The sequence below is a fragment of the Rhizobium sp. Leaf453 genome, assembly GCF_001425605.1.
GTDB lineage: Bacteria > Pseudomonadota > Alphaproteobacteria > Rhizobiales > Rhizobiaceae > Pararhizobium.
Genome location: NZ_LMRG01000026.1, coordinates 351,689 through 373,771 on the forward strand (window position 1 = coordinate 351,689; position 22,083 = coordinate 373,771).

General features: G+C 60.5%; 24 protein-coding genes. 12 read left to right on the forward strand and 12 right to left on the reverse strand.

Going from position 1 to position 22,083, the window contains the following annotated elements:
* The 5 genes from ASG68_RS23130 to ASG68_RS23150 all read right to left on the reverse strand — a co-directional run bounded on the left by ASG68_RS23130 (nt 1) and on the right by ASG68_RS23150 (nt 4,531).
* Nucleotides 1-840 (reverse strand): lysophospholipid acyltransferase family protein, encoded by an 840-nt coding sequence (locus ASG68_RS23130; RefSeq protein ID WP_062602144.1) that lies wholly within the window; start codon nt 838-840, stop codon nt 1-3.
* Between the two features lie 198 nt (nt 841-1,038).
* Complete coding sequence (thrS, locus tag ASG68_RS23135; RefSeq protein ID WP_062585430.1) at nt 1,039-3,027, reverse strand: threonine--tRNA ligase; 1,989 nt, start codon at nt 3,025-3,027, stop codon at nt 1,039-1,041.
* Between the two features lie 119 nt (nt 3,028-3,146).
* Nucleotides 3,147-3,686: a DUF1697 domain-containing protein gene (locus tag ASG68_RS23140; RefSeq protein ID WP_062585428.1), complete on the reverse strand. Its 540-nt coding sequence runs from the start codon at nt 3,684-3,686 to the stop codon at nt 3,147-3,149.
* Nucleotides 3,687-3,702: 16 nt separating this feature from the next.
* The gene (yidD, locus tag ASG68_RS23145; protein ID WP_062585426.1) at nt 3,703-4,080 is read right to left on the reverse strand and encodes a membrane protein insertion efficiency factor YidD; all 378 of its coding nucleotides are present in this window, start codon (nt 4,078-4,080) and stop codon (nt 3,703-3,705) included.
* 1 nt (nt 4,081) lies between these two features.
* Nucleotides 4,082-4,531 carry an iron-sulfur cluster assembly scaffold protein gene (locus ASG68_RS23150; protein WP_062585424.1) on the reverse strand — a complete coding sequence of 150 codons (450 nt, stop codon included), beginning with the start codon at nt 4,529-4,531 and terminating at the stop codon, nt 4,082-4,084.
* 343 nt (nt 4,532-4,874) lie between these two features.
* Here ASG68_RS23150 and folE point away from each other — a divergent pair, with 343 nt between their 5' ends.
* The 3 genes from folE (at nt 4,875) to ASG68_RS23165 (ending at nt 7,149) form a co-directional block, all read left to right on the forward strand.
* Nucleotides 4,875-5,495 (forward strand): GTP cyclohydrolase I FolE, encoded by a 621-nt coding sequence (gene folE / locus ASG68_RS23155; RefSeq protein ID WP_062585422.1) that lies wholly within the window; start codon nt 4,875-4,877, stop codon nt 5,493-5,495.
* Nucleotides 5,496-5,519: 24 nt separating this feature from the next.
* On the forward strand, nt 5,520-5,972 hold the full coding sequence (gene hisI, locus ASG68_RS23160) for a phosphoribosyl-AMP cyclohydrolase (protein WP_062585421.1): 453 nt from the start codon (nt 5,520-5,522) through the stop codon (nt 5,970-5,972).
* Nucleotides 5,973-6,180: 208 nt separating this feature from the next.
* On the forward strand, nt 6,181-7,149 hold the full coding sequence (locus tag ASG68_RS23165; RefSeq protein WP_062585419.1) for a patatin-like phospholipase family protein: 969 nt from the start codon (nt 6,181-6,183) through the stop codon (nt 7,147-7,149).
* A 76-nt stretch (nt 7,150-7,225) separates the two neighbouring features.
* Here ASG68_RS23165 and ASG68_RS23170 read toward each other — a convergent pair whose 3' ends face one another.
* Together ASG68_RS23170 and ASG68_RS23175 are read right to left on the reverse strand one after the other, a co-directional pair.
* The gene (locus tag ASG68_RS23170) at nt 7,226-7,654 is read right to left on the reverse strand and encodes a CBS domain-containing protein (RefSeq protein ID WP_062585417.1); all 429 of its coding nucleotides are present in this window, start codon (nt 7,652-7,654) and stop codon (nt 7,226-7,228) included.
* Between the two features lie 231 nt (nt 7,655-7,885).
* The gene (locus ASG68_RS23175) at nt 7,886-8,620 is read right to left on the reverse strand and encodes a rhomboid family intramembrane serine protease (RefSeq protein WP_062585843.1); all 735 of its coding nucleotides are present in this window, start codon (nt 8,618-8,620) and stop codon (nt 7,886-7,888) included.
* Between the two features lie 388 nt (nt 8,621-9,008).
* Between ASG68_RS23175 and ASG68_RS23180 the strand changes: the two genes are divergently transcribed.
* The 3 genes from ASG68_RS23180 (at nt 9,009) to ASG68_RS23190 (ending at nt 11,618) form a co-directional block, all read left to right on the forward strand.
* Nucleotides 9,009-9,638 carry a PAS domain-containing protein gene (locus ASG68_RS23180; RefSeq protein ID WP_062602142.1) on the forward strand — a complete coding sequence of 210 codons (630 nt, stop codon included), beginning with the start codon at nt 9,009-9,011 and terminating at the stop codon, nt 9,636-9,638.
* A gap of 90 nt (nt 9,639-9,728) precedes the next feature.
* Entirely contained in the window at nt 9,729-10,337 is a 609-nt protein-coding gene (locus ASG68_RS23185) for a PilZ domain-containing protein (RefSeq protein ID WP_062585413.1), read from the forward strand.
* A gap of 672 nt (nt 10,338-11,009) precedes the next feature.
* On the forward strand, nt 11,010-11,618 hold the full coding sequence (locus tag ASG68_RS23190) for a transglutaminase-like cysteine peptidase (protein WP_062585411.1): 609 nt from the start codon (nt 11,010-11,012) through the stop codon (nt 11,616-11,618).
* Between the two features lie 160 nt (nt 11,619-11,778).
* Here ASG68_RS23190 and ASG68_RS23195 read toward each other — a convergent pair whose 3' ends face one another.
* Complete coding sequence (locus tag ASG68_RS23195; protein ID WP_156373656.1) at nt 11,779-12,093, reverse strand: DUF6949 family protein; 315 nt, start codon at nt 12,091-12,093, stop codon at nt 11,779-11,781.
* A gap of 148 nt (nt 12,094-12,241) precedes the next feature.
* Here ASG68_RS23195 and ASG68_RS23200 point away from each other — a divergent pair, with 148 nt between their 5' ends.
* The 3 genes from ASG68_RS23200 (at nt 12,242) to ASG68_RS23210 (ending at nt 15,050) form a co-directional block, all read left to right on the forward strand.
* On the forward strand, nt 12,242-12,973 hold the full coding sequence (locus ASG68_RS23200; protein WP_062585407.1) for a hypothetical protein: 732 nt from the start codon (nt 12,242-12,244) through the stop codon (nt 12,971-12,973).
* Between the two features lie 193 nt (nt 12,974-13,166).
* Nucleotides 13,167-14,651 (forward strand): SPOR domain-containing protein, encoded by a 1,485-nt coding sequence (locus tag ASG68_RS23205; protein ID WP_062585406.1) that lies wholly within the window; start codon nt 13,167-13,169, stop codon nt 14,649-14,651.
* Nucleotides 14,652-14,783: 132 nt separating this feature from the next.
* Nucleotides 14,784-15,050: a hypothetical protein gene (locus ASG68_RS23210; RefSeq protein ID WP_062585404.1), complete on the forward strand. Its 267-nt coding sequence runs from the start codon at nt 14,784-14,786 to the stop codon at nt 15,048-15,050.
* A gap of 68 nt (nt 15,051-15,118) precedes the next feature.
* Here the strand turns inward: ASG68_RS23210 and ASG68_RS23215 are convergent, their stop codons facing one another.
* Nucleotides 15,119-15,553 (reverse strand): DUF1489 family protein, encoded by a 435-nt coding sequence (locus ASG68_RS23215; protein WP_062585402.1) that lies wholly within the window; start codon nt 15,551-15,553, stop codon nt 15,119-15,121.
* 70 nt (nt 15,554-15,623) lie between these two features.
* The gene (locus ASG68_RS23220) at nt 15,624-17,024 is read right to left on the reverse strand and encodes an L-serine ammonia-lyase (protein WP_062585400.1); all 1,401 of its coding nucleotides are present in this window, start codon (nt 17,022-17,024) and stop codon (nt 15,624-15,626) included.
* A 265-nt stretch (nt 17,025-17,289) separates the two neighbouring features.
* Between ASG68_RS23220 and ASG68_RS23225 the strand changes: the two genes are divergently transcribed.
* The 3 genes from ASG68_RS23225 to ASG68_RS23235 all read left to right on the forward strand — a co-directional run bounded on the left by ASG68_RS23225 (nt 17,290) and on the right by ASG68_RS23235 (nt 19,543).
* Complete coding sequence (locus tag ASG68_RS23225; RefSeq protein WP_062585398.1) at nt 17,290-17,982, forward strand: DUF599 domain-containing protein; 693 nt, start codon at nt 17,290-17,292, stop codon at nt 17,980-17,982.
* An 82-nt stretch (nt 17,983-18,064) separates the two neighbouring features.
* Nucleotides 18,065-19,066 (forward strand): heparan-alpha-glucosaminide N-acetyltransferase, encoded by a 1,002-nt coding sequence (locus tag ASG68_RS23230; RefSeq protein WP_062585396.1) that lies wholly within the window; start codon nt 18,065-18,067, stop codon nt 19,064-19,066.
* Between the two features lie 3 nt (nt 19,067-19,069).
* Nucleotides 19,070-19,543 (forward strand): methyltransferase family protein, encoded by a 474-nt coding sequence (locus ASG68_RS23235; protein ID WP_062585393.1) that lies wholly within the window; start codon nt 19,070-19,072, stop codon nt 19,541-19,543.
* A gap of 28 nt (nt 19,544-19,571) precedes the next feature.
* Here the strand turns inward: ASG68_RS23235 and ASG68_RS23240 are convergent, their stop codons facing one another.
* Nucleotides 19,572-21,545, reverse strand: coding sequence for a PhoX family protein (locus ASG68_RS23240; RefSeq protein WP_062585391.1), 1,974 nt, complete (start codon nt 21,543-21,545; stop codon nt 19,572-19,574).
* Nucleotides 21,546-21,681: 136 nt separating this feature from the next.
* Nucleotides 21,682-22,068: a MerR family transcriptional regulator gene (locus tag ASG68_RS23245; RefSeq protein WP_062585390.1), complete on the reverse strand. Its 387-nt coding sequence runs from the start codon at nt 22,066-22,068 to the stop codon at nt 21,682-21,684.
* Nucleotides 22,069-22,083: the final 15 nt, after the last annotated feature.

Here is a 22,083-nt window from a genome sequence, read left to right on the forward strand (position 1 = left end):
TCACGAAGCCCGGCTGAGAAACCGTCGGCGCGGCGGCGCCATAGCAAAGACCGCGTCGTAGATCCGCGTCAGGATGTCCTTACGATCAGGAATGACGGCGAGTTCTTCCCAGGCGATCAGATTGCCGATGCGCGACGAGATCGTGGTGCCGGACAGGCGGCGAAACTCCCGTATCAACAGCGAAATCCGCAGCGTCAACGACAGCTTGCTGGCGATATGGAAGAGCGGGCCGTTCTGCCCCTCGAAATAGATCGGGATGACATTCGCCTTGGCGGCCTGGATCAGCTTGGCCGGAAACATCTTCCACGGCAGGTCCTCGGCCCGGCCAAACCCCTTCTTCGCCGTCGCGACGCCGCCCGCCGGGAAAACGATGACGGTGACGCCTTCCTTCAGCAACCGGACGGCTTCGTTGCGCGTCTGCATATTGAGAGCGAGGGCTTCCTTGGTTTCCTCGAAGGAGATCGGCAACGAATAGGGCGCCATTTCCGGCACCTTCAGCAGTTCGTTGTTGATCAGCACGCGGAACGGCCGGCCGAGCTGTTCGGCAAGCGAAAGGACGGCGATACCGTCACCGATGCCGAACGGGTGATTGGCGACGAGGACCAGCGGCGTATCGGGCAGATTGCGCGGCGGCCATTCGCCCTGAACCCGCATGCGCACATTGATGAGATCCAGCATCTCGCCGAAAATCCGGTCGCTGCGGCCGACGATATCGTGACGCCAGGTGTTGTAAAGCTTGGCATAGCGATTGCGGCCGGAGAGCCCTTCCATGGACCGGATGAACCAACGTTTCAGCCGTCGATCGTTCTCGTTGGCATAAGACAGCTCTTTGAACTGCACGTCGTTCCCCGTTTCATGAGAAGCGTGTCCCGGAGGACACCGGATGCTGGCACCGTTTGCCGGGCTAACAGTGGCGCACACACGTCACCGTCGATCTCAACCGGATAGTCTTCGAATGTTACAATTTTCTGACAATGGACTGAAGGGTGCACTTACGCACACCCTTCATTAGCTTGTCATCAGATTTTTTTGCACGCTTCAGGCGGTCGGCAGCTTGCGCGCAGCAGCCTTGCGCAACTGGTCCGGCGGCGTTGCTTCGAGCACCAGCGAGGAAATCGCCTCGTCCAGTGTCATCGGCGTCTGAGCCTGCGAACCGAGGCGGCGGATATTGACCGTGCGCTCTTCCGCTTCCCGCATGCCGCAGACGATGATCACCGGCACCTTGGTCACGGAGTGTTCGCGGACCTTGTAGTTGATCTTCTCGTTGCGGAAGTCGGTCTCGACCTGCAGCCCGGCATCGCGCAGCAGTTCGGCGACCTCGCGGCCATAATCGTCGGCTTCCGACGTGATGGTGGCGACGACGACCTGCAGCGGCGAGATCCACAGCGGCATATGGCCGGCGAAGTTCTCGATGAGGATGCCGAGGAAACGCTCCATCGAACCACAGATGGCGCGATGGATCATGACCGGCTGGGTCTTTTCGGAGTTCGAGTCGATATAGAAGGCACCGAAGCGTTCCGGCAGGTTGAAATCGACCTGCGTCGTGCCGCACTGCCATTCACGGCCGATGGCGTCCTTCAGCGTATATTCGAACTTCGGACCGTAGAAAGCGCCCTCGCCCGGCAGGATGCCGGTCTTGATACGGCCTTCCGACTGTTCCTCGATCGTCTTCAGAACGTCCATCATGACGCTTTCGGCCCTATCCCAGAGCGCGTCGTCGCCGACACGCTTTTCCGGGCGGGTCGACAGCTTGACCACGACTTCCTTGAAGCCGAAGTCCTGATAGACCGACAGGATGAGATCGTTGATGCGCAGGCACTCGGCCGCCATCTGCTCATCGGTGCAGAAGACGTGCGCATCGTCCTGCGTGAAGCCGCGCACACGCATCAGGCCATGCAGCGCGCCCGAGGGCTCGTAGCGATGGACATTGCCGAATTCGGCGAGCCGGATCGGCAGTTCGCGATAGGACTTGAGGCCATGCTTGAAGATCTGGATATGGCCGGGGCAGTTCATCGGCTTCAGCGCAAAGACGCGCTCGTCGTCGGTTTCCTCACCGGCCACGGTCACCTTGAACATGTTGTCACGGTACCAGCCCCAGTGGCCGGAGGTTTCCCACAGCGACTTGTCGAGCACCTGCGGCGCGTTGACTTCCTGATAGGTGCCGGCCAGGCGGCGGCGCATATAGGCGACCAGCGTCTGGAAGATGCGCCAACCCTTGCCATGCCAGAAGACGACGCCCGGGCCTTCTTCCTGGAAATGGAACAGGTCCATTTCGCGGCCGAGGCGGCGATGGTCGCGCTTTTCGGCTTCGGCGAGGATGTGCAGATATTGGTCCAGCTCCTCCTGCGTGCGCCAGGCGGTGCCGTAGATGCGCGTCAGCATCGGATTGTTCGAGTCACCGCGCCAGTAGGCACCGGCGACGCGCATCAGCTTGAAGGCATTGCCGATCTGGCCGGTCGAGGCCATGTGCGGCCCGCGGCAGAGATCGAACCAGTCGCCCTGATAGTAGATCTTCAGGTCCTGATCGGCCGAGATCGCATCGACCAGCTCGACCTTGTAGCTCTCGCCCTTGTCGGCAAACACCTGACGCGCCTTGTCGCGCGGCCAGACTTCCTTGGTGAAGGGCTTGTTGCGCTGGATGATCTCCTTCATCCGCTTTTCGATCTTCGGCAGATCGTCTGGCGTAAAGGGTTCATCCTTGGCGAAATCGTAATAGAAACCGTTCTCGATCACCGGGCCGATCGTGACCTGCGTGCCGGGCCAGAGCTCCTGCACGGCCTCGGCCATGACGTGGGCCGTGTCGTGGCGGATCAGTTCAAGCGCGCGGGAATCCTCGCGGGTGACGATTTCGAGCTTGCCGGTGACGACCGGATCGGACAGGTCGCGCAAATCGCCATCCAGCGCGATCGCAATGGCCTTCTTGGCCAGCGACTTGGAGATCGATTCGGCAACCTCACGGCCCGTCGTGCCAGCGGCATAACCGCGGACGGAACCATCGGGAAATGTAAGGGAAACAGCGTCGGACATCTTCTTCTTCCTTATCCAGTCCCGCCAACGAATGCGGGTGGTGCTTCATGGCCGGCAGGCCGGCAAATTGACGCGCGGGTGATAGAGCGTTTTTGTGGCAGAGTAAAGAACGGGCTTGATCAGGGGGCAATCATGTCCAGAAGACCCTGCACCGTGTTCCAGTTGCGCATGGTGCCGGCACCGAGCCTCTTCGTCGTGAGACCCGAGACGAGTTTCGAGGTGCTGGGCTTGCCGGGAAAATGGATCCAGAGATCACCATCGACGATCCGGAGCTGTTCGCCGGCATCGCAACGGCGGTGCAGGTCGGCCAGCGCAGTATCTGCCAGAGGTGTGCGCATCACCCGGACAATAAGGTTTTGTGCATCGTCGACAGAGGTTTGCAGAAACGGGTTTCCGGCGGCGAGTGCGCGCCAGTCGTCGGCGGTGCGAACGATGATATCGACATGCTTGCCGAAATCCTCTTGAAACGCCTGTTCCAGGGCGGTTTCCACATCAGCGGCGGTTTCGTGGTCGGCTTCGAAAACGATGTTTCCGGTGGCGACGAGCGTGCGGGGCGACCGGAAGCCGATCCTCTCACAGGTGGCGCGCAGATCCGACATGACGACACGACGGCCGGGGCCGAGGATAATGCTGTGGAGGAGAGCGACAAAAACCGTCATGAGTGCGGCCCTGCCCTCATTGCCCGGCGGCGCTGACGCGCCAGTAGCGCCAGGGCGTATACCAGTGCTTCGATGAAGGCAGTGTCTCCGGCACCGGATCGAGGCCGCTTGTGCCGCCCGGGCCACAGCGCAGGAAGCGGAACAACACCATCCAGCCGCCGGGCCAGAGGCCGTGGCGGGCTACCGCCTCATAGCCATATTCCGAACAGGTGGGGATATGGCGGCAGGAATTGCCGATAAAACCGGACAGGGTCAGCTGATAGAGGCGGATGAAGGCCATGCCGAACAGGCGGCCAGGTGTCTTGCGAAACGGTCCGGCATAGTTGCGGCCGCGATAAGGACGTGGGGCGACCTGCGGCTCATGTTCCCCTGTGCATCCCGGCTCGGAACACATGTCAGGCGTCGGCCCCCGTGAGACGGGCCGCCTCAATCTGGCCGATCGCATCGACCACGGCATCGAAGGTCAGCATGGTGGAGGCGTGGCGGGCCTTGTAGTCCTTCACGGGCTTTAGGAACCGCATATCCTCGAACCGCCCGGAAGGCCCCTCACCGTCCGCCTTCAGCATGCCAAGCATGTCCTCGCGCGCCTTGCGCACTTCGAGCGCGGTGGCGCCGACGACGTGACGGGCCATCACGGAAGACGAGGCCTGACCCAGCGCGCAGGCTTTGACCTCATGGGCGAAGTCAGTGACCACGTCGCCGTCCATCTTCAGGTAGACGCGGACCTTGGAGCCGCAGAGCTTGGAGTGGGCGCTCGCCTCGGCATCCGCATCGGCCAGGATGCCGCTCCGGGGAATATTGCCGGCTAACTCAAGAATCCGGCTGTTGTAGATTTCATCCATCATTTCGACGCGATCCGATGCATTTTGCGCGGTTTCAGATGATCGGCGGATGATTTTCTATCGTATCTGATAAAAAAACACAGTGTCTCCACGAACGCCTCTTTCACATGATATGCCGCCTACTATATGTTAAGTCGTGTGGGGGCGACAGGTTCGCAAGAGCGAACAGTCGCCTGTTGTTTGGGAAACCGTGCCGGATGATCCAGAGCCCTTAACCTCTGCAAATCTGAAAGCCCCGGAGCCCGCCGACGGAAACCAGGCCTGAAAACCTCAGGTCAATGGCCAGTGGCGAGTTGTCCGAAAAGATAAACGTCAAGTAACCCGCGTTACGCCAAGGGGCCATTTTATGGACGCCATAGTCAAGAATTTTCCGCATCTGCCGACCTCGTCCGACGGGCGGCCGAGCCAGAAGGAAGCCGAGGACGCCGTCCGCGTGCTGCTTCGCTGGGCCGGTGACGATCCGCAGCGCGAAGGCCTGCTCGATACGCCGGCGCGCGTCGCGAAAGCATATAAAGAACTGTTTTCCGGCTACGATCTCGCCGCCGAAGACGTGCTTGGCCGCACCTTCGAGGAAGTCGGCGGCTATGACGACATCGTGCTCGTCAAGGACATTCCGTTCTTTTCCCACTGTGAGCATCACATGGTGCCGATCATCGGCAAGGCGCATGTCGCCTACTTGCCGAACGGCAAGGTGCTTGGCCTGTCGAAGATCGCCCGCGTCGTCGATATCTTCGGCCGCCGGCTGCAGACACAGGAAACCATGACGGCCCAGATCGCCAAGGCGATCGATGACACGCTGCAGCCGCGCGGCGTCGCCGTGATGATCGAGGCCGAGCATATGTGCATGGCCATGCGCGGCGTGCAGAAGCAGGGCTCGACAACGCTGACGACCACCTTTACCGGTGTCTTCAAGACCGAGCCGGCCGAACAGGCCCGCTTCATGACCATGCTTCGGGGCTTCAAGTAAGCTCCGTCACCCGGAGCTTTCCCGATGAAGATCCAATTCGACCCGCCCTCAGCCGACAAGGCGGAACTGGAAACCGGTTCCGCCTTCACTCCGCGCTTCGACAGCAACGGGCTGATCACAGCCGTCGTCACCGATGCCGGTGATGGAGTGCTGCTGATGGTCGCGCATATGAATGCGGAAGCGCTGGCGCTGACGATCGAGACCGGTATTGCCCATTATTACAGCCGCTCGCGCAAAAGCCTCTGGAAAAAGGGCGAAACCTCCGGCAATCTGCAAACCGTTACGGAAATCCGCACCGATTGCGACCAGGATGCGCTGTGGCTGAAGGTCCGGGTGGCCGGACATGACGCGACGTGCCATACCGGCCGCCGCTCCTGCTTTTACCGCACCGTGACGGCCGAGAATGGCGTGACGTCACTTAACATCATTGATACCGAAATTCATTTCCATCCGCACGACGTCTACGGCAAAAATTAAGCATCTGACGCTTTTTGGTTCAGTTTCTTCGTGGATTCACGAATTCGCAACCAGCATGGGAGCGTAATCCCATCACGGGCAGGTTCCACCGGGAACACCGGCAGGGAACAGTCCGAAGTAGCATATGTGTCTTACCGGATGCGCTTGCAAAGCAGTCATGCGAGACGTTGACGGCCTGTAACAGTGTTCTGCGGCATGGAGGTGCCGGATGTTGAACTGGACATTCAATCGAAGCGGCATCACGGCAGACGCATCGGCGCCCGGCGGCCCATCCCACGCTCTCACCACTCCTCCCCCTCTTGAGACAAAACCGGCGAAGTCGAAGATCGCGCTCGCGCTGGGCGGCGGCGCTGCCCGCGGCTGGGCGCATATCGGCGTCCTCAAGGCACTCGACGAAGAAGGCATCGAAGTCGGCATGATCGCCGGCACCTCGATCGGTGCCCTTGTCGGCGGCTGTTATCTTGCCGGCAAGCTCGACGAACTCGAATCCTTCGCCCGTTCCCTGACCATGCGCCGCATCGCCGGCCTGCTCGACTTCGCCATCGGCGGCGGCGGCCTGTTCGGCGGATTGCGGCTAACCAAGCGCATGCAAGAACATCTGAAGGACATGACCATCGAAAGCCTCGACCGGCCCTTCGTCGCGGTGGCGGCAGAGGTCAATACCGGCCACGAGGTCTGGATCGGCCAGGGATCGCTGATCACCGCGATCCGCGCCTCCTACGCCCTGCCTGGCATTTTCGAACCTGTGAAATGCAACAATCGCACGCTGATCGACGGCGCCATCGTCAATCCGGTTCCGGTTTCGGTCTGCCGTGCGCACGAGCAGCAACTCGTCGTCGCCGTCAACCTGCATTACGACCTCTACGGCCGCTCCGCCGTGATCAAGCATAATGCCGGCACCCAGGCGGTCGAACAGCCGCGCCCGTCGAAGCAGCCGGAAGAACAGACCCGGCTCGGCATGACCGGCGTCATGGTGCAGGCGTTCAACATCATCCAAGACCGAATTTCGCGCGCGCGGCTCGCCGGCGACCCGCCGGATCTGGCGCTGCATCCGAAACTCAACGATATCGGTCTTTCGGAATTCCACCGCGCCGGCGAGGCCATCGACCGCGGCTATTACGAAACCAAGTCGAAGCTCTCGGAGTTGCAGCGGCTTCAGGACGTGATGGTGCGCTGAGCAAAGGCATCTCCGGAAATGACAATGCCGCGCGGCTTCCAGGCAACGCGGCATTTTTCATTCACTAATGGCGATCTCAGCCGGCGATATAGGCCTTGATTTGTTCGGCTTCGTGTTCGATGGCACGGATATGGTGGCGCACGGCGTCGCCGATCGAGACGATGCCGACGAGGCGGCCGTTGCGTTCCACCGGCAAATGCCGGGCGCGCATGTTGTTCATGATTTCCATGATGTCGTTGATGCTCATGTCTTCGTTGCAGCTGTGAACCTTCGACCACATGACGCTCGAGACAGGCTTGTCGAGACATCCGGCACCGTATTTGGCCATGGCGGCCACGACGTCCCGCTCCGTCAGGATCCCGGCGATCTTGTCGCCCGGCTTGACGATAATCACCGCGCCGATGCGGTTTTCGTGCAAGAGGCGGACAGCGTCGCGCACGACGGACTGCGCTTCGACCGTCACCACCTGACGGCCCTTTTCATTGAGGATTGCTTTTACAGACATTCGTACCCTCCCGTTTCAGCGACCTGAATCTGACGGGGGCATTGGCGGAGCGGAGGCACGGGTGACGCGCCCCCGATCAAGGACCAATCCGCAAGACACAGTTCATTCCTGTCGCGTTTCTGCCCATCGGCGGCTGACCGAACTCCTCGACGACGCCGCCTTCGGACGAGAATGGTGCGCTACCGTCCGGGGAAAATCAAGCTTTCTCCACAATGCCGCTCATATTGAGCGTCAGTCCCGAGGGTCGAAAAGGCCAAACAGAAAGAAGCCGAACAGGAAACCGCCGATATGCGCTTCCCAGGCTATACCGCCGGGGCCGCCGAAAGCGAAAAGGCCGAGACCGATCAGGAGATTGGTCAGGAACCAGATGCCCGCGAACATCACCACGGAGCGATTCGACAGCGCTTCCGCAATCGGCAAACGACGGTTGAGATGGGCAAACTGTCGGCTGATCCGGCCGCTGGGCGAAAAGACGAAACGGGCGGCGGCGCCCATCAGGCCTGCCACGACACCGGAGGCGCCAACCACGACGATCATCGCGCCCCAGTGGAAGACCGTATGCAGGGCGACGGCCGCGATCGCCGACAGACACCAGAAGACCGCCAGCCGCGCCATGCCGATCCGGCGGATCACCGGCGCGCCGAAGGCGACCATCCAGAAACCGTTGAAGATCAGGTGCTCCCAGGAGCCATGCAGGAAGGAATAGGTGACGGGGGTCCAGAGCCAGGCCAGGCTTTGGTCGGACAGGGCGTGATCATAACGCGCCGGCAGGAAGGCGAAATTGAACACCAGTTCATTGTCGGCGGCCACGGACAGGAAATATGTCCTGACCACATGGATGCCAACGAGTACGGCCAGAATGACGACAAGGCCGAATGGCAGGTTGAATGCGGGCTCACGTGGCCTCTGCGGCTTTTCCGGCTCCGCACTTTCCGGCGGCAAGGCGCCGTCCGTCTGGTCTGTCATGCTGCTCATGGTTCTTTCCGCGGACTAGACCCGCCTGTTCCTTGCTTCGCTCTACACGATTCAGGGACAGGCCAAAAGCGGCGCAAGCGCGGCAGTTTTTCGCACGGGCACCATGCCCTCGTACCGCGAACGAAAAAAAGGCCGTCCAGTCGACTGACTGAACGGCCGGTGAGCCCCCAAAAACCCCGAGCCCAAGTTTTGTGTGCCGAAGGCAACCCTTCGTGAAGTGATGTCCTTCAATGCCACCACTGCCTTTGCCGATCAATCTAAACCAAACATTAACCTTAATGTCCGGCTGGCACGAAATTCGCACTGTTGATCCCAAGGGCCATTTTCCCTTCGCCGACCGTGCCAAACCGGCACAGAGCGTTTCAATTGGAATCACAGCATGCGCAGCAAGACCGCCATCGAAATCTACGCCTACTGGGACGAACTGCGGGGGCACCGTGATGTGCCCTCCCGCAACCAGATCGAACCTGCTCACATTCGAAACATCCTGGCGGATCTGTTCATTCTGGAGAAATCGGCAAACGGTGACATCCGCTTCCGGCTGGCTGGCACGCGAATCTGCGCCCTGTTCGCACGCGAATTGCGCGGTTCGACATTCGACGCGCTTTGGCTGGGCGAACAGACCGGACGATTGCGGCGGGTAGCGAGCGAAGTCATGCAGCACAAGTCGCCGGTCGTCCTGTCGGCATCTGCGCTGGCGGGGAGCGCCGATCGCCTGCCAACGGAAATCATTCTTCTGCCGCTGCGATCGCCCGATGGCGGCGTCGACCGGATCATCGGGTCGCTGGTGCCGCTGACACGGCCGCTCTGGCTGGAGGCGACACCGGTCAACTTCCTCGATCTCGACGGCATTCGCGTGCTCGACGTCGAAAAGACCAGTCTGTTCCTGCAGAACCGTCCCGAAATTCCCCTGCCCTCACGGCAACCAAACGTGGCAAACCAGAGCCTCGCCGGGGCAATTCGCCGCGTTCTGCATCTCAGGGTTTTCGAAGGCGGGCGCCGCGATTAACGCGATCTGGAAATCCGCATTCAGAAAAACCTTCTGTTAACCGGATGGGCGTAAAGCTGTTGGTCGGATAGACATCGCGCACGTGTGGTCATGTATTCGTTTCAACAAGCACAAAACGGCGGCCCCAAGCAACACAACGAAGGTGCGTTCCAACGCGTCTCGGTGAACCTGACCGGCCGGTTGATGCTTGCAAACCACGACGAATTCGAATGCACCGCGATCGATATGTCGCCGGGTGACGTTCTGTTCACCTGCGATGCGCGCCCGCGCACCGGTGAACGCATCATCGCCTATGTCGATCACGTCGGTCGTCTTGAGGGCACTGTTTCGCGCCTCGCTGAAAATGCCTTCGTCATCCAGATCACCGCAACCGATCGCAAGCGCGAAAAGCTCGCGGCCCAGCTTACCTGGATTGCCAACAAGCACGAACTCGGCCTGCCGGAAGACCGCCGGCACGATCGCCTTGCGCCGCGCAAGGTCCGGACTGAAATCACGCTCGAGGACGGCAGCAAATATGTCTGCCGAATCATCGACCTTTCGCTTTCCGGTGCCGCTGTCGACATGGAAACGCGTCTCCCACTCGGCACATCCGTCCTTCTCGGCAGCATGAAGGGCCGCGTCGTCCGGCACTTCCAGGAAGGCATTGCGATCGAATTCAACGGAATTCAATCGCGCGACGCGCTCCGCGAGTTTCTCTGAAACAATCCAGTCCGTCAGTTCCGGCACGCCATGCGTGACTGCGACGCACCGCTCCTTTTCATCGCAGGCTAAAACAATGGGTCGCACCAAGCGAACCGGTATAATGCTGTCCGCCACGTGACCACTTAGCGGCTCGACCAGCACCCGAAATCATTCCATTTCGAAACACCGTCTCACCGCAGTCCTGCGATTTTACGAACTCGGGTGGTTCATTCTGGCGCACATCCGGCCATTTCTCGGCTGTAATCAGCGCTTGTTCAAAAAAAATGTGCCAGAACGAAAATAATTTTGGCAACATCGGACGCAAATCTGCCGTGAAATCTACACTGAATTCGGCATGCGAAGTCCAGTTTCGACGTTACTTTCGGATGTTCGATCGACCGGTCGTACGGCCGCAAACGGCGCCGCTGCCGGAGCCATCAGCTGCCTGCCATCATCCCCGCACAATATATACAAGGGCTTGCATCGTTAACGATTTGCCGCAAAATGCGGAAATCAGCGAATTTTCGTTAAATTTTATGCGTATTTGAATCGAAAACGCATCAATATCGATTCAAGTTCAATTTTAATTTTATACTTATTTCACTCGTTTTTGTACTTATTTTTACTTCTGATCTTCGCGAGCGATAAAAAACTCGCTGTCATTGTCATCTCCAGAACGGGGAGACAAACATGACAACGAAAACATTCCTGAAGGCCGGCCTGCTCGGCGCATTCTTTACTGGACTGGCAGCGCAAGCGGCTCTCGCCTTTCCGGCGAACATGACCACCGCAGGCCCGAGCAATCCGCCCGTCGGACATTACGAGTTCTGCAAGAGCATGCCGCAGGAATGCCGCGCCAACCCCGGCAGCACCGAACCGACGGTGCTCACTCGTGACGGCTGGAAGAAAATCCTCGAGGTCAACTACGACGTCAACGAGGCAATCACGCCGATGACGGACAAGGGAATCTTCGGCGTTGAAGAACGCTGGGCCTATCCCGACAAGGTTGGAGATTGCGAAGACTACGTTCTCCTCAAGCGCAGGATGTTGATGCAGGCAGGCTTCTCTCCCGCCAACCTGCTGATCACCGTGGTGCTGCAGCCCAATGGCGAAGGCCATGCGGTGCTGACCGTCCGGACTGATCGCGGCGACTTCGTTCTCGACAACATGCGCAACAAGGTGCTGCTGTGGTCGGAGACGGAATACACCTTCCTCAAGCGGCAGTCTGAAAAGAATTCCGGCCGCTGGGTCAAGCTTCAGGACGGCCGCACGACCGCCGTCGGCAGCGTCAGCCAGTAACAAGTTTAGCAGACAGACGCGGACCGGCTCAGGATGCCTGGTTCGCGGATGAAAAGGGCTTCGGTCAGTCCCCAACCCCGTCCCAAGACCAAGGCCCTGCTGGCCGGTTCCGCTGTCCCCGGAACCGGCCTTTTTCTTTTGCAGGTCACGCCAGGTTGGCTCAGAGAAGCTGCAAGCCGACCAGTCCGGCGCAGCGGGTGACGACGATGCCGTAGCAGCAACCCCAACCGATGGCCACCAAGGTAGCCAGAACCGTATCGATCGCAGCAAGCCCACTCTCCCGCCACATGCGCCAGACGGACTGGGTAAACAGAGCGGGTCCGGCGAAGACAGCCAGGAAAACCGCGAACGGCCGGAAATTGTCGCTCCAGACCTCCTGCGCAGTCGGCCAGCGACCACGGGCCGCCACCCGGCTGACATCGAGCACGATGAAGGACACACCGAAGCCGGCGGCGAGCAGGGTCAAGAGCGTCATAAAATTCATCAAAAATTAACCATGTTGAAGCAGCTTTGAGGTTATTCCTCGCTGGAGCAATTTGCGTGCCGCAAAAGCTGTTTCGATTCGAGACACGGAAGCGCCCGGCAAAACCTTTTCTTAACCGGATGAAGAACGCGATCCGCCGATGACAAGCAACCTCGCCGCCGCCACGGAAGATCATGCTCCCCTGATTTCTTCCCGTTTCATCTATGGCCTGACGGCTGTGGTTGTCGGGCTTGCCGCGCTGACTGCATCAATCAGTGTGGCCGGCCGCTGGTATGGCGAACGGCTAGCACTGGCGGGACACACAACGAGCACGGCAGCCAATGACCTGTTCATCGGACAGGATCACCTGCGCCTGCCCTCCAATGTCATTCGATTCGAGGAACAGCGCACGACCGGCGTCGTCGAACGTGCCGACCTATACCTGACCTGGCCCGACATGCAGGGCTACACCGACGAGACACGCACGCTCTTCAACGATGTCAACCAGCCGGACTCGCTGATTTTCCTGGAGATATCGCAGAGCACTATGTCGCGCGACATGTCGGGACGGCTTGAGCCGATCTACCAGCATCTTTTTGACGGAACGACCCTGCCCGGTCCCGCCGGCCTGGAGCATCACGGGCTAAAGGAAAACTCCGGTTATGGCGAGGAAGTGTTCTTCACGGCAGCCAGAGATGGAACCACGCCCTACACCGTCCGCTGCATGCTGCCGAAGACACCCGAAATGTCCACGAGCGCGGACTGCCAGCGCGATATTCACGCCGGGCGTGATCTTGTTGTGCTTTACCGCTTTTCCAGCCAATTGCTGCCACAATGGCAAGCCATCGACAACGCCGTCGCAAATTATGTGACCAGCAAACTGGTTCCCTGAAATCGACAACGGACGGCGCCGGAACCGGCGCTCTCCCGCCATTGCCACCGGGACCTGTCCCAGACTTCGAATTAAGCGTCCGATTATGGAAACCAATCATTCATCATAAACCGATTGGTAACGCTATCCCGATAGAGTTTTCAGAACGGTCGTTTCTGGAGGCGACGCCCGGACGATATTTGTGAGAAATGCGATGAAGAGTAGTGCAGTGTCCAAATCAATATTCAACGGTTCCGTTCAGCGCACCCCCGTCCAGTTCTTCAAAAAGGCGTGCCGGTTTCTGGCGGTCTCCATGGTCGCCTCGATCGCTTTCGCCTCCGCTGCCTCGGCCGCAAAATATGCTGGCATCGTCGTCGATGCCAAAACCGGCAAGGTTCTCTATAGCGAAGACGCCGACAGCCTCCGCTATCCGGCATCTCTCACCAAGATGATGACGCTTTACCTGACCTTCGAAGCGCTCGAAGCCGGCAAGATCACCAAGAACACGCCTGTTCCCTTCTCCAAGAACGCATCCGCCGAACCGCCGTCGAAACTCGGCGTGCGCGCGGGCAAGACCATCACTGTCGAGCAGGCGATCCTGGCTCTGGTGACGCGCTCGGCGAATGATGCTTCCACGGCGCTCGGCGAAATGCTGGGTGGCTCCGAAGACCGCTTCGCCCGCATCATGACCAACAAGGCGCGGGCGCTGGGCATGACCCGCACGACCTATCGCAACGCCAACGGCCTGCCGAACAACGCGCAGATGACGACGGCACGCGACCAGGCCCGTCTCGGCATGGCCCTGCGTCAGCATTTTCCGCAGTATTACGGCTATTTCTCCACCCGCAGCTTCAAGTTCGGCAAGCAGACGATCGGCAATCACAACCGTTTGCTCGGCAATGTGCGTGGCGTCGATGGCATCAAGACCGGTTTTACCAACGCTGCCGGTTTCAATCTCGTAACCTCGGCCCAGGCTGACGGACGCAGCATTGTCGGCGTCGTTCTCGGCGGCAAGTCCGGCGGTGCGCGCGATGCGCAGATGCGTGCGCTCGTTGCCAAATACATGCCGATGGCCTCGCGCCGCGGCGGTGGCAACCTCGTTGCCGAAACGGCCGATGCGCCGACCATGCAGCAGCAGTCTGTCGAACAGCAGCCCGAAATGGCGGCGGCGGCAACCGGCGGCAGCTTTAACCTGCCGAACAACGGCCCGGTTCCGGATTTCCGCTACAATGGCGAAGAAACCACCAAGAGCATCGAAGTGGCCTATGCCGAGCCGGTCAAGGCCAGCGCCAACCCGGTCCTGAAGGAAAACGTCATGCCGAACACGCTGGAAGCCCAGAGCCGCAAGATCGCCAAGGCTGCCCCGGTTCCGGCCGCCGATGTTGATAACCAGATCACCAATTCGGTCGCCAAGAAGAAGGTTGCCGAGGAGCCGGTATCCGAAGCCACACCGTCGGGATGGGTCATCCAGATCGGTGCGACGCCGGACAAGGATCAGGCGATGACCATGCTCGAAAACGCCAAGAGCAAGGGCGGCAAGGCCCTGCGTGGCGCCACCCCGTTCACCGTGGCGTTCGCCAGCGGCGACGGCCATCTGTACCGCGCCCGTTTCGGCGGCTTCTCCAGCCAGAACAACGCTGTCTCTGCCTGCAAGACACTCAAGCGCAACGGCTTCGCCTGCTGGGCTAGCCAGCAGTAAGCTTTTAAAGAACGCAGGATTCTCCCCGTGCAGTTGTTTGCGACCGGATGTCCTGCGGTAAAGTTTCGATCCCCGGTGCGTGTGTATGCCGGTGATCCTCCTCGGATTTGGTAGTGCGTAACGAGGTCAGTTATGGGAATGAATGAGAATGGTTCGGGCATCACGCCCCTGCCGGAAAAGAAGCGCAAGTCGCCACGTTCCGGTCTGCACCCGCTCCACGAAGCAGCCATGCGCATTGCCGAACTCGGCAGCCGGCCTCGGGCAAGGACCAAGGATTTGGTGACGCTGCTTCTGACGCATGGGGCACGCGCCTGGCGTTCGACCCAGCCGGAAGCGCAGATACACGTTCACGTGACGTCACCGTCGGGACGTTATCCGATCCGAATGCGAATCCGCTGAAACAGCAGTTTCATTCCCGACGAGAAAAGCCCGGTTCTGCCGGGCTTTTGCTTTTGAGAGGTTCTTTTTCAGAGAAGGCCGAGTTCGGCGAGTTCGCGCCTGAGATCCATCGGCATGTCGGCCGCTGCTCCCAGGTCGGTCAGATCGCGCGGCGCTTCATTGTCGAGCAGGTAACGCCAGCCCTGAAAGGCCCGGCGGGGCTGAAGCGCGGTCTCGACAACCTCGGGGCCAAGAACGAGATTGCAGCGCCCGATCCCGTCGGCGTCCGTGAAGGTCTCGATGCCGGTCAATTGCTGGCGTGCCTGAACCTGCCCCTTGATCACCCAATAAAGTGATCCGCCGTCGAGCAGCTCCTCGACACGTTTGGGTACCATGCGGGTCGTGTGGGTGGAATGCGGCTCGAGGCCGGCGGCGATGGCCGTCAGTGCGCGGCGAGCCACCCAGTCGCGAAGGTCGTCGATCGAATCCGCACCGACGCAGAGTTTGATGAGATGCAAGGCCATGGGCGGAGTTGAACACCCGCAGCATGGTCGTGGTCAAGTCCGTTCTCGACCACTCCACAATCCCAGTAGTTCAACACTCGACGACATTGACGGCGAGGCCGCCGGTCGAGGTTTCCTTGTACTTGTCCAGCATGTCGACACCGGTCTGGCGCATCGTCTCGATGCAGGCATCCAGCGGCACGAAATGCTGGCCATCGCCCTTGATGGCCAGCGACGCCGCCGTCACGGCCTTGACCGCGCCCAAGGCATTGCGCTCGATACAGGGAACCTGGACGAGACCGGCAATGGGATCGCAGGTCATGCCGAGGTGATGCTCCAGCGCGATTTCGGCCGCATTCTCGATCTGTTCGGGCGTGCCGCCCATCACCGCTGCCAGTCCCGCCGCTGCCATCGCCGAGGCCGAACCGACCTCGCCCTGACAGCCGACTTCAGCACCGGAGATCGAGGCATTGAACTTGATGATGCCGCCAACCGCGGCGGCCGTTAGCAGGTAATCGCGGATACCGTGATGATCTGCGTCGTCATGGAAATGAAGATAATAGCGGATCGTTGCCGGCACGACGCCGGCGGCGCCGTTGGTTGGCGAGGTGACGACACGGCCACCGGCCGCATTCTCCTCGTTGACCGCCATGGCGTAGACGCTCAGCCAGTCGTTGGCGAGCAGCGGGTTGACCTTGTTGGAGCGCCATTCGTCCTGCAGCTTGTCATGGATCATGCCGGCGCGACGGCGAACCTTGAGGCCACCCGGTAGGATACCAGAGCCGTTGAGACCGCGATCAATACAGCTCTTCATCGCGTCCCAGATCCGGTCGAGGCCCTCATCAAGCTCCTCGCGCGACATCGAGACTTCTTCATTGGCGCGCTTCATCTGGGCGATCGACAGGCCGGAACGGTCCGCCATTTCCAGCATCTGCTTGGCGGAGGAGAAGGGATAGGGAACCTTGACGCCACCGGGCTTGGCCTTGCTGTTCTTCATCGCATCCAACTCGGTATCGGTGACGACGAAGCCGCCGCCGATCGAATAATAGATGCGCCTCAAGAGAAGCCGGCCATCCTTGTCGAATGCAGAGAAGGACATGCCGTTGGCATGCCCCGGTAGCGGCACCTTCTTGTCGAAAACAAGATCGGTCTTCGGCTGGAATTCGTAAGCCGGATGCCCCGGCGGCGTGATGCGGCCGGTGCGCTCGACCTCGTCGATGATCGGGTCCATGCGATCAGGATCGACGCGGTCCGGCCGCTCTCCCATCAGCCCGAGAACAACCGCCCTGCCCGAGCCGTGACCGATCCCGGTGAAGGCAAGCGAACCGTGCAGGCTCGCCTTGATCGACGCGACACTGGCATTGCCGGGCCGCGGCCAGTCGCTCGACAGGATCAGGTCGAGGAAACGATTCGCCGCAGACATCGGACCCATCGTGTGCGAACTGGACGGGCCGATACCGATCTTGAAGACATCAAAAACCGAAAGAAACATTCGAACTCCGCCCTGAGGACTGGATTGGGACTGAAAGCCGTCCACCATGGACGAACCGCTGCTATTACACCGAAACTAGGCCATCCTGCGGTCCCCATCAGGCGATCAACCGACATCCGGTCACGCGCATGCGACACGAAGGCATGTGACATGGCTGGACCACGACACCGTCCCATAAGTCGGCACGCCCGGCGCAGGATTTCAAGAGGCCTGGCAAACTTTCGCATTCCCTTGCAATTTCGGCGAAGCATGCCAAAAACGGCGCATGACACTCACAGACTATATCGCACTGGCGGTTTTCGCGGCTCTCTGGACCGGCTACAACTGGGCTACGGACGGCAAGGTCCAGTTGAAGCGCGTCAGCCTCACCCGGTTGATGATGGAGAACCGGCGGCGCTGGATCTTGAATTCGCTGAACCGCGACCTGAAGATGATCGATACGCAGATCGTCGCGGGACTGCAGGCCGGCACGGCATTTTTTGCCTCGACCACCATCTTCGCGCTCGGCGGCTGTTTCGCCCTGCTCGGCGCCACCGAGCAAGTCCAGACGATCATGAGTGACCTGCCCTACGTGTTTCACGGCGGCCGCAGCAGTTTCGAACTCAAGGTCGGTGGCCTCGCCTGCCTGTTCGCCTATGCCTTCTTCAAGTTCGCCTGGTCCTACCGCCTGTTCAACTACTGCTCCATCCTGATCGGCGGCATTCCGATGATGTCGGACATGCTGCAGGACAAAGCGGCGGCCGAGCGCGCCGCCAACCGCGCGGTCAAGATGAACATCCTCGCCGCCAAGCATTTCAATGCCGGCCTGCGCAGCGTGTTCCTGTCGATCGGCTATCTCGGCTGGTTCGTCAGCCCCTACGTCTTCATCGCGCTGACGATCTTCGTCATCTTCGTCCTGACCCGGCGGCAATTCTATTCGGAAGCGCGCGCCGCCCTTCTTGACGACGCAAACGCCTGAAATCCTCGTAACGGCAGCTGATTCGTCGCGCCTGGCGCAAGCTCGCCGCCGTATATTCCCGACCATTGGAAAAGATTGAGCCATGTCGATTACCAACGCAGTCACCGAAAGCGATAACGGGACGCTGCCGCCGGCCTTACCGCGCGGCCGTCTCTGGGCGATCGACGCCCTTCGCGGCGTCGCCCTGATCGCCATGGCGAGCTACCACTTTTCGTGGGACCTTGGCTTCTTCGGCTACCTCGATCCGCAGATGGTCGGTACCGGCGCCTTCAAGATGTATGCCCGCATGATTGCCGGCACATTCCTGTTCCTCGCAGGTGTGAGCCTCGTTCTCGGGCATTATCCCGTCATCCGTGTCCGCCCCTTCGCCATCCGTTTCGCGAAGATCGCCGGTGCGGCGCTTGTCATCACCATCGCCACCTGGTTCGCCTTCCCGGATGCGTTCATCTTCTTCGGCATCCTGCATGCCATCGCCGCGGCCAGTCTGATCGGCCTTCTCTTCCTGCGGCGGCCTCCTCTGCTGACGCTGATCGTGGCGGCGGCGGTTTTCGCGGCCCCCTTCTATCTGCGTTCAGCAGTTTTCGATGCACCGGCGCTCTTGTGGGTCGGGCTTCCACAGAAGCTGCCACGCTCCAACGACTATGTGCCGCTGCTGCCCTGGCTGGCGCCGTTCCTCGTCGGCATCGCAGTTGCGCGCCTCGCCCTGCGATTCGGCTGGTTCGACAAAATACGGAGTGACGGAAGTGCCCGCTGGAAAAGCATTCTCTCGACCGCAGGCCGCCATAGCCTTGCGATCTACCTTCTGCATCAGCCGCTGCTGTTTGCGCTGGTCTATGTCTATTCGCTCGGCTTTCCGGCAGCAAAACCGGATCCGGTCGAGAGCTTTCGCGCCAGTTGCGTAGCGACCTGCACCAAGACCGAAACGGCCGAAATGTGCACGAAGTTCTGCGGCTGCACGCTGGACAAGCTGATGGAAGAGAACCTGTTCGAGCCGCTCAACACCGGCAAGATCGATGTCAACACGGACGAACGCATCCAGAGCATCGCATCCCAATGCACCATGGACGCACAAGCCAAGGAATAGGACATGAACGCCTATCGCGCCAAGCCGATGACATACCCATGGCCGCCCGCCCTCTATCTGGTGGTGATGCTGTGCGCGGTCATGCTGGGGCGATGGGCACCGATTTCGGTTTCCCATAGCCATGGCTGGGCGCCCTGGCTGGCGGGTGCAGCGCTAATCACCATGGCTGTTTCGCTGGATATCTGGGCGATGAAAACCCTGATCGAACGGCATACGGCGGTCATGCCGCATCGATGCTCGTCTCATCTCGTGACCTGCGGACCATTTCGCTATACCCGGAACCCGATTTACCTGGGTTATACGATCCTGATGGTCGGCTTCGGCCTCATCAATCTCAATCCCTGGTTCATCATCATGGCGAGCGTTGCGGTCCCCGTTACTACCGCCTTTGCGGTTCGCAACGAGGAACTGCATCTTCTCTCGCGTTACGGCTTCGAGTTCGAGCGCTATTGCCGCGCCACCAACCGGTGGATTTGATCCCACCGGCTGCGGCTTCTATCAAAAATCAGCTCCCGACGACGCCGTTATCGTCACGGGTGATCACCACCAGCGACGGACGCGCTGGCATGCCATCGGCAAAATCCGGCCAGGATGTGCCGGCTTCCGCGATCGTCGTCGCATCTTCATTGTCGGCCAGCCGCAGTTCACCCGGATGCTGGACGGAAACGAACAGGTTGGCGCCATCCGGTGTGAAGGTCGGGGAACAGCATTCCGAGCCGATGGGCGCAATGTAGAAGAGCTTAGGCAACGCCCTGCCCGGTCCTTCCGTATCCATGACATACATCGAATCGGCGATGCCTTCCGGCGGCGGGCCATCCGTCGTCACCCAGAGATGACCGGCGGGATCGACACCAAGATTGTCGGGATCGGTGAACCAGCCGGACGCCGTCGTGGCCGAATTGAACATGGCCTCGTCTTCAGGCTTCGACGGATCGCCGCAAAGCACGAAGACATCCCACTTGAACGTATCGCCGGCATGGTCCGGCTTGTCCGGTGCACCCGGAGGCACGAGTTCCAGAAGATGGCCATGCGAATTCGGGCCACGCGGGTTGGCAGCATCGACGCGCTCGTCCTCGTCGCCCTCGCCGGCCGGAAGACGGTCCTCGTTTTCAGTCATGGCCACGTAGAGCTTGCCGGTGCCGTGATGCGGAACGAAACCCTCCGGCGCGTCCATCGGCGTTGCGCCGACGAGGTCAGCGGCGGCACGCGTGTTCAGCACCACGTCCGCCTGCGTGGCAAAACCGGCCTCAGTCGTTAGCGGCCCCTGGCCTGCTGCCAACGGCAGCCACGTCATCGTGCCGTCACTGGCGAACTTCGCGACGGACAGGGTACCGTTGTCGAGCAGGTCTTTGTTGGCGGCCCTGTCGTTGGGGTTCCAAGGATCGCGCGTGACGAAGCGGTAGAGATATTCGAAATCGTCATCATCGCCCATGAACACGACGACACGGCCATCCGGGGCAACCGTCACCTGTGCGCCTTCATGCGTCATGCGGCCGAGCGACGTGCGCTTGACCGGCTTGGCAGTCGGGTCGAACGGATCGATCTCGACGACCCAGTCGAAGCGCATCCATTCGTTCGGCTCCTCCTCGAACTTGAAGCGGGGCTCGATCCGGCTGACGGAATAGATGTCGTTCTCGTCCTCGTCCCAGCCCTGGCGCTCGACCAATTCCTGATTGGCCAAGGTCTTGTAGTCGCCGGCGAACACATCCATCGCGCCTTCCTCGCCCGACAGCATCGTTCCCCAGGGCGTGATGCCGCCGTTGCAGTTGGAAATGGTGCCGAACACCAGCTTGCCGGTCGGGTCCGCCTTGGTCTTCAGCCGGTCGTCACCGGCCGCCGGTCCGGAAATCGCCATTTCAGTGCCCATGTGGATACGGCGGTTATATTTGCTGTCGAGCACGATCTGCCAGTCCTTGCCGGTCTTTTTGACCTCGAAGATGCTGGCGCCAAGACAACTCATCAGCGTGCGGATCTGAGCGTCGGTCAGTTTCTCGCGATAATCCTCGTCCGTCAGCCCCGGAAACATCAGATAGGGCGTCGCATATTCGTGGCTGACAACCATCAGGCCGCTATCCGACGCGGTCGAACCCTGCGGCAGGGACAGGAATTGGGTGAAGTCGTTGTTGTAACCGAACTGACGTTCCGCAGCCTTGCCGTCGAGGCTGGCAATGTTGAAGGCCGGGCTGTCGGGAAACAGCGCATCGCCCCAGCGGGCGAGGATCTGCCGGCCGTAGCCCTCCGGCCAGTGGTCGGCGGCATCGCGGACGCGCTGCAATTCCTTGAACGTCAGGCTGGATGTCTCGGCAGCGTGAGCCGGCGCGGCGGAAAAGCCGTGGCCGACGGCGGCGATTGCCGCGGAGCCGAACAAGCCCTTCAGGACTGTGCGGCGGCTGACGCCTTCCGCGAGAATTTGACCATAGGAAGAAGAGAAGGCGCGGCGTGGATTGGGCCGGGCGCGGGTTTTCTGACGATCTGACATGCAAGCCTCCGATTGTGGGACGAAGGCGATATTGCATGCAGCCGTGAATGTGCTGTGACGCACACGCTGCGCGTTCGCGGCTATTCATTACACCCGGCAAAGATGGAAGATCAGCGCGGAATCCGCACGACAGGAATCAGGTGCCGACACCGATTTCGGCAAGGCGCGTCAGGCAGGCTTCCTCGACATTGTTGAGTTCCTCAAGGGTCTCCTCGATGTCCTTGCGCTTCTGGTTGAGTTCGTCGCGCTTTTCCTCGACGCGCTTCATCAGCAGGCGCAATTGGCCGGCCTCACCTGGCGGATCGCGATAGACCTGAATGATCTCGCGGATTTCGGCGATGGTGAAACCGATGCGGCGACCGCGCAGGATTTCCATGATCAGGCGGCGATCGGCGGCGCGAAACAGCCGGGTGCGGCCGCGACGCTCCGGATGGATCAGTCCCTCGTCCTCATAGAAGCGCAGCGTACGGGTTGAAACGCCGAATTCCCGTGTCAGCTCGGTAATGGTATAATACTTGTTCACGCCTGCCTCGCCTGG

Bases quoted from the DNA above. Each gene is read 5' to 3' on its own strand.
- thrS (WP_062585430.1), bottom strand. From the start codon at position 3,027: ATGTCCGACGCTGTTTCCCTTACATTTCCCGATGGTTCCGTCCGCGGT.
- ASG68_RS23140 (WP_062585428.1), bottom strand. From the start codon at position 3,686: ATGACGGTTTTTGTCGCTCTCCTCCACAGCATTATCCTCGGCCCCGGC.
- yidD (WP_062585426.1), bottom strand. From the start codon at position 4,080: ATGTGTTCCGAGCCGGGATGCACAGGGGAACATGAGCCGCAGGTCGCC.
- ASG68_RS23150 (WP_062585424.1), bottom strand. From the start codon at position 4,531: ATGATGGATGAAATCTACAACAGCCGGATTCTTGAGTTAGCCGGCAAT.
- folE (WP_062585422.1), top strand. From the start codon at position 4,875: ATGGACGCCATAGTCAAGAATTTTCCGCATCTGCCGACCTCGTCCGAC.
- hisI (WP_062585421.1), top strand. From the start codon at position 5,520: ATGAAGATCCAATTCGACCCGCCCTCAGCCGACAAGGCGGAACTGGAA.
- ASG68_RS23165 (WP_062585419.1), top strand. From the start codon at position 6,181: ATGTTGAACTGGACATTCAATCGAAGCGGCATCACGGCAGACGCATCG.
- ASG68_RS23170 (WP_062585417.1), bottom strand. From the start codon at position 7,654: ATGTCTGTAAAAGCAATCCTCAATGAAAAGGGCCGTCAGGTGGTGACG.
- ASG68_RS23175 (WP_062585843.1), bottom strand. From the start codon at position 8,620: ATGACAGACCAGACGGACGGCGCCTTGCCGCCGGAAAGTGCGGAGCCG.
- ASG68_RS23180 (WP_062602142.1), top strand. From the start codon at position 9,009: ATGCGCAGCAAGACCGCCATCGAAATCTACGCCTACTGGGACGAACTG.
- ASG68_RS23185 (WP_062585413.1), top strand. From the start codon at position 9,729: ATGTATTCGTTTCAACAAGCACAAAACGGCGGCCCCAAGCAACACAAC.
- ASG68_RS23190 (WP_062585411.1), top strand. From the start codon at position 11,010: ATGACAACGAAAACATTCCTGAAGGCCGGCCTGCTCGGCGCATTCTTT.
- ASG68_RS23195 (WP_156373656.1), bottom strand. From the start codon at position 12,093: ATGACGCTCTTGACCCTGCTCGCCGCCGGCTTCGGTGTGTCCTTCATC.
- ASG68_RS23200 (WP_062585407.1), top strand. From the start codon at position 12,242: ATGACAAGCAACCTCGCCGCCGCCACGGAAGATCATGCTCCCCTGATT.
- ASG68_RS23205 (WP_062585406.1), top strand. From the start codon at position 13,167: ATGAAGAGTAGTGCAGTGTCCAAATCAATATTCAACGGTTCCGTTCAG.
- ASG68_RS23210 (WP_062585404.1), top strand. From the start codon at position 14,784: ATGGGAATGAATGAGAATGGTTCGGGCATCACGCCCCTGCCGGAAAAG.
- ASG68_RS23215 (WP_062585402.1), bottom strand. From the start codon at position 15,553: ATGGCCTTGCATCTCATCAAACTCTGCGTCGGTGCGGATTCGATCGAC.
- ASG68_RS23220 (WP_062585400.1), bottom strand. From the start codon at position 17,024: ATGTTTCTTTCGGTTTTTGATGTCTTCAAGATCGGTATCGGCCCGTCC.
- ASG68_RS23225 (WP_062585398.1), top strand. From the start codon at position 17,290: ATGACACTCACAGACTATATCGCACTGGCGGTTTTCGCGGCTCTCTGG.
- ASG68_RS23230 (WP_062585396.1), top strand. From the start codon at position 18,065: ATGTCGATTACCAACGCAGTCACCGAAAGCGATAACGGGACGCTGCCG.
- ASG68_RS23235 (WP_062585393.1), top strand. From the start codon at position 19,070: ATGAACGCCTATCGCGCCAAGCCGATGACATACCCATGGCCGCCCGCC.
- ASG68_RS23240 (WP_062585391.1), bottom strand. From the start codon at position 21,545: ATGTCAGATCGTCAGAAAACCCGCGCCCGGCCCAATCCACGCCGCGCC.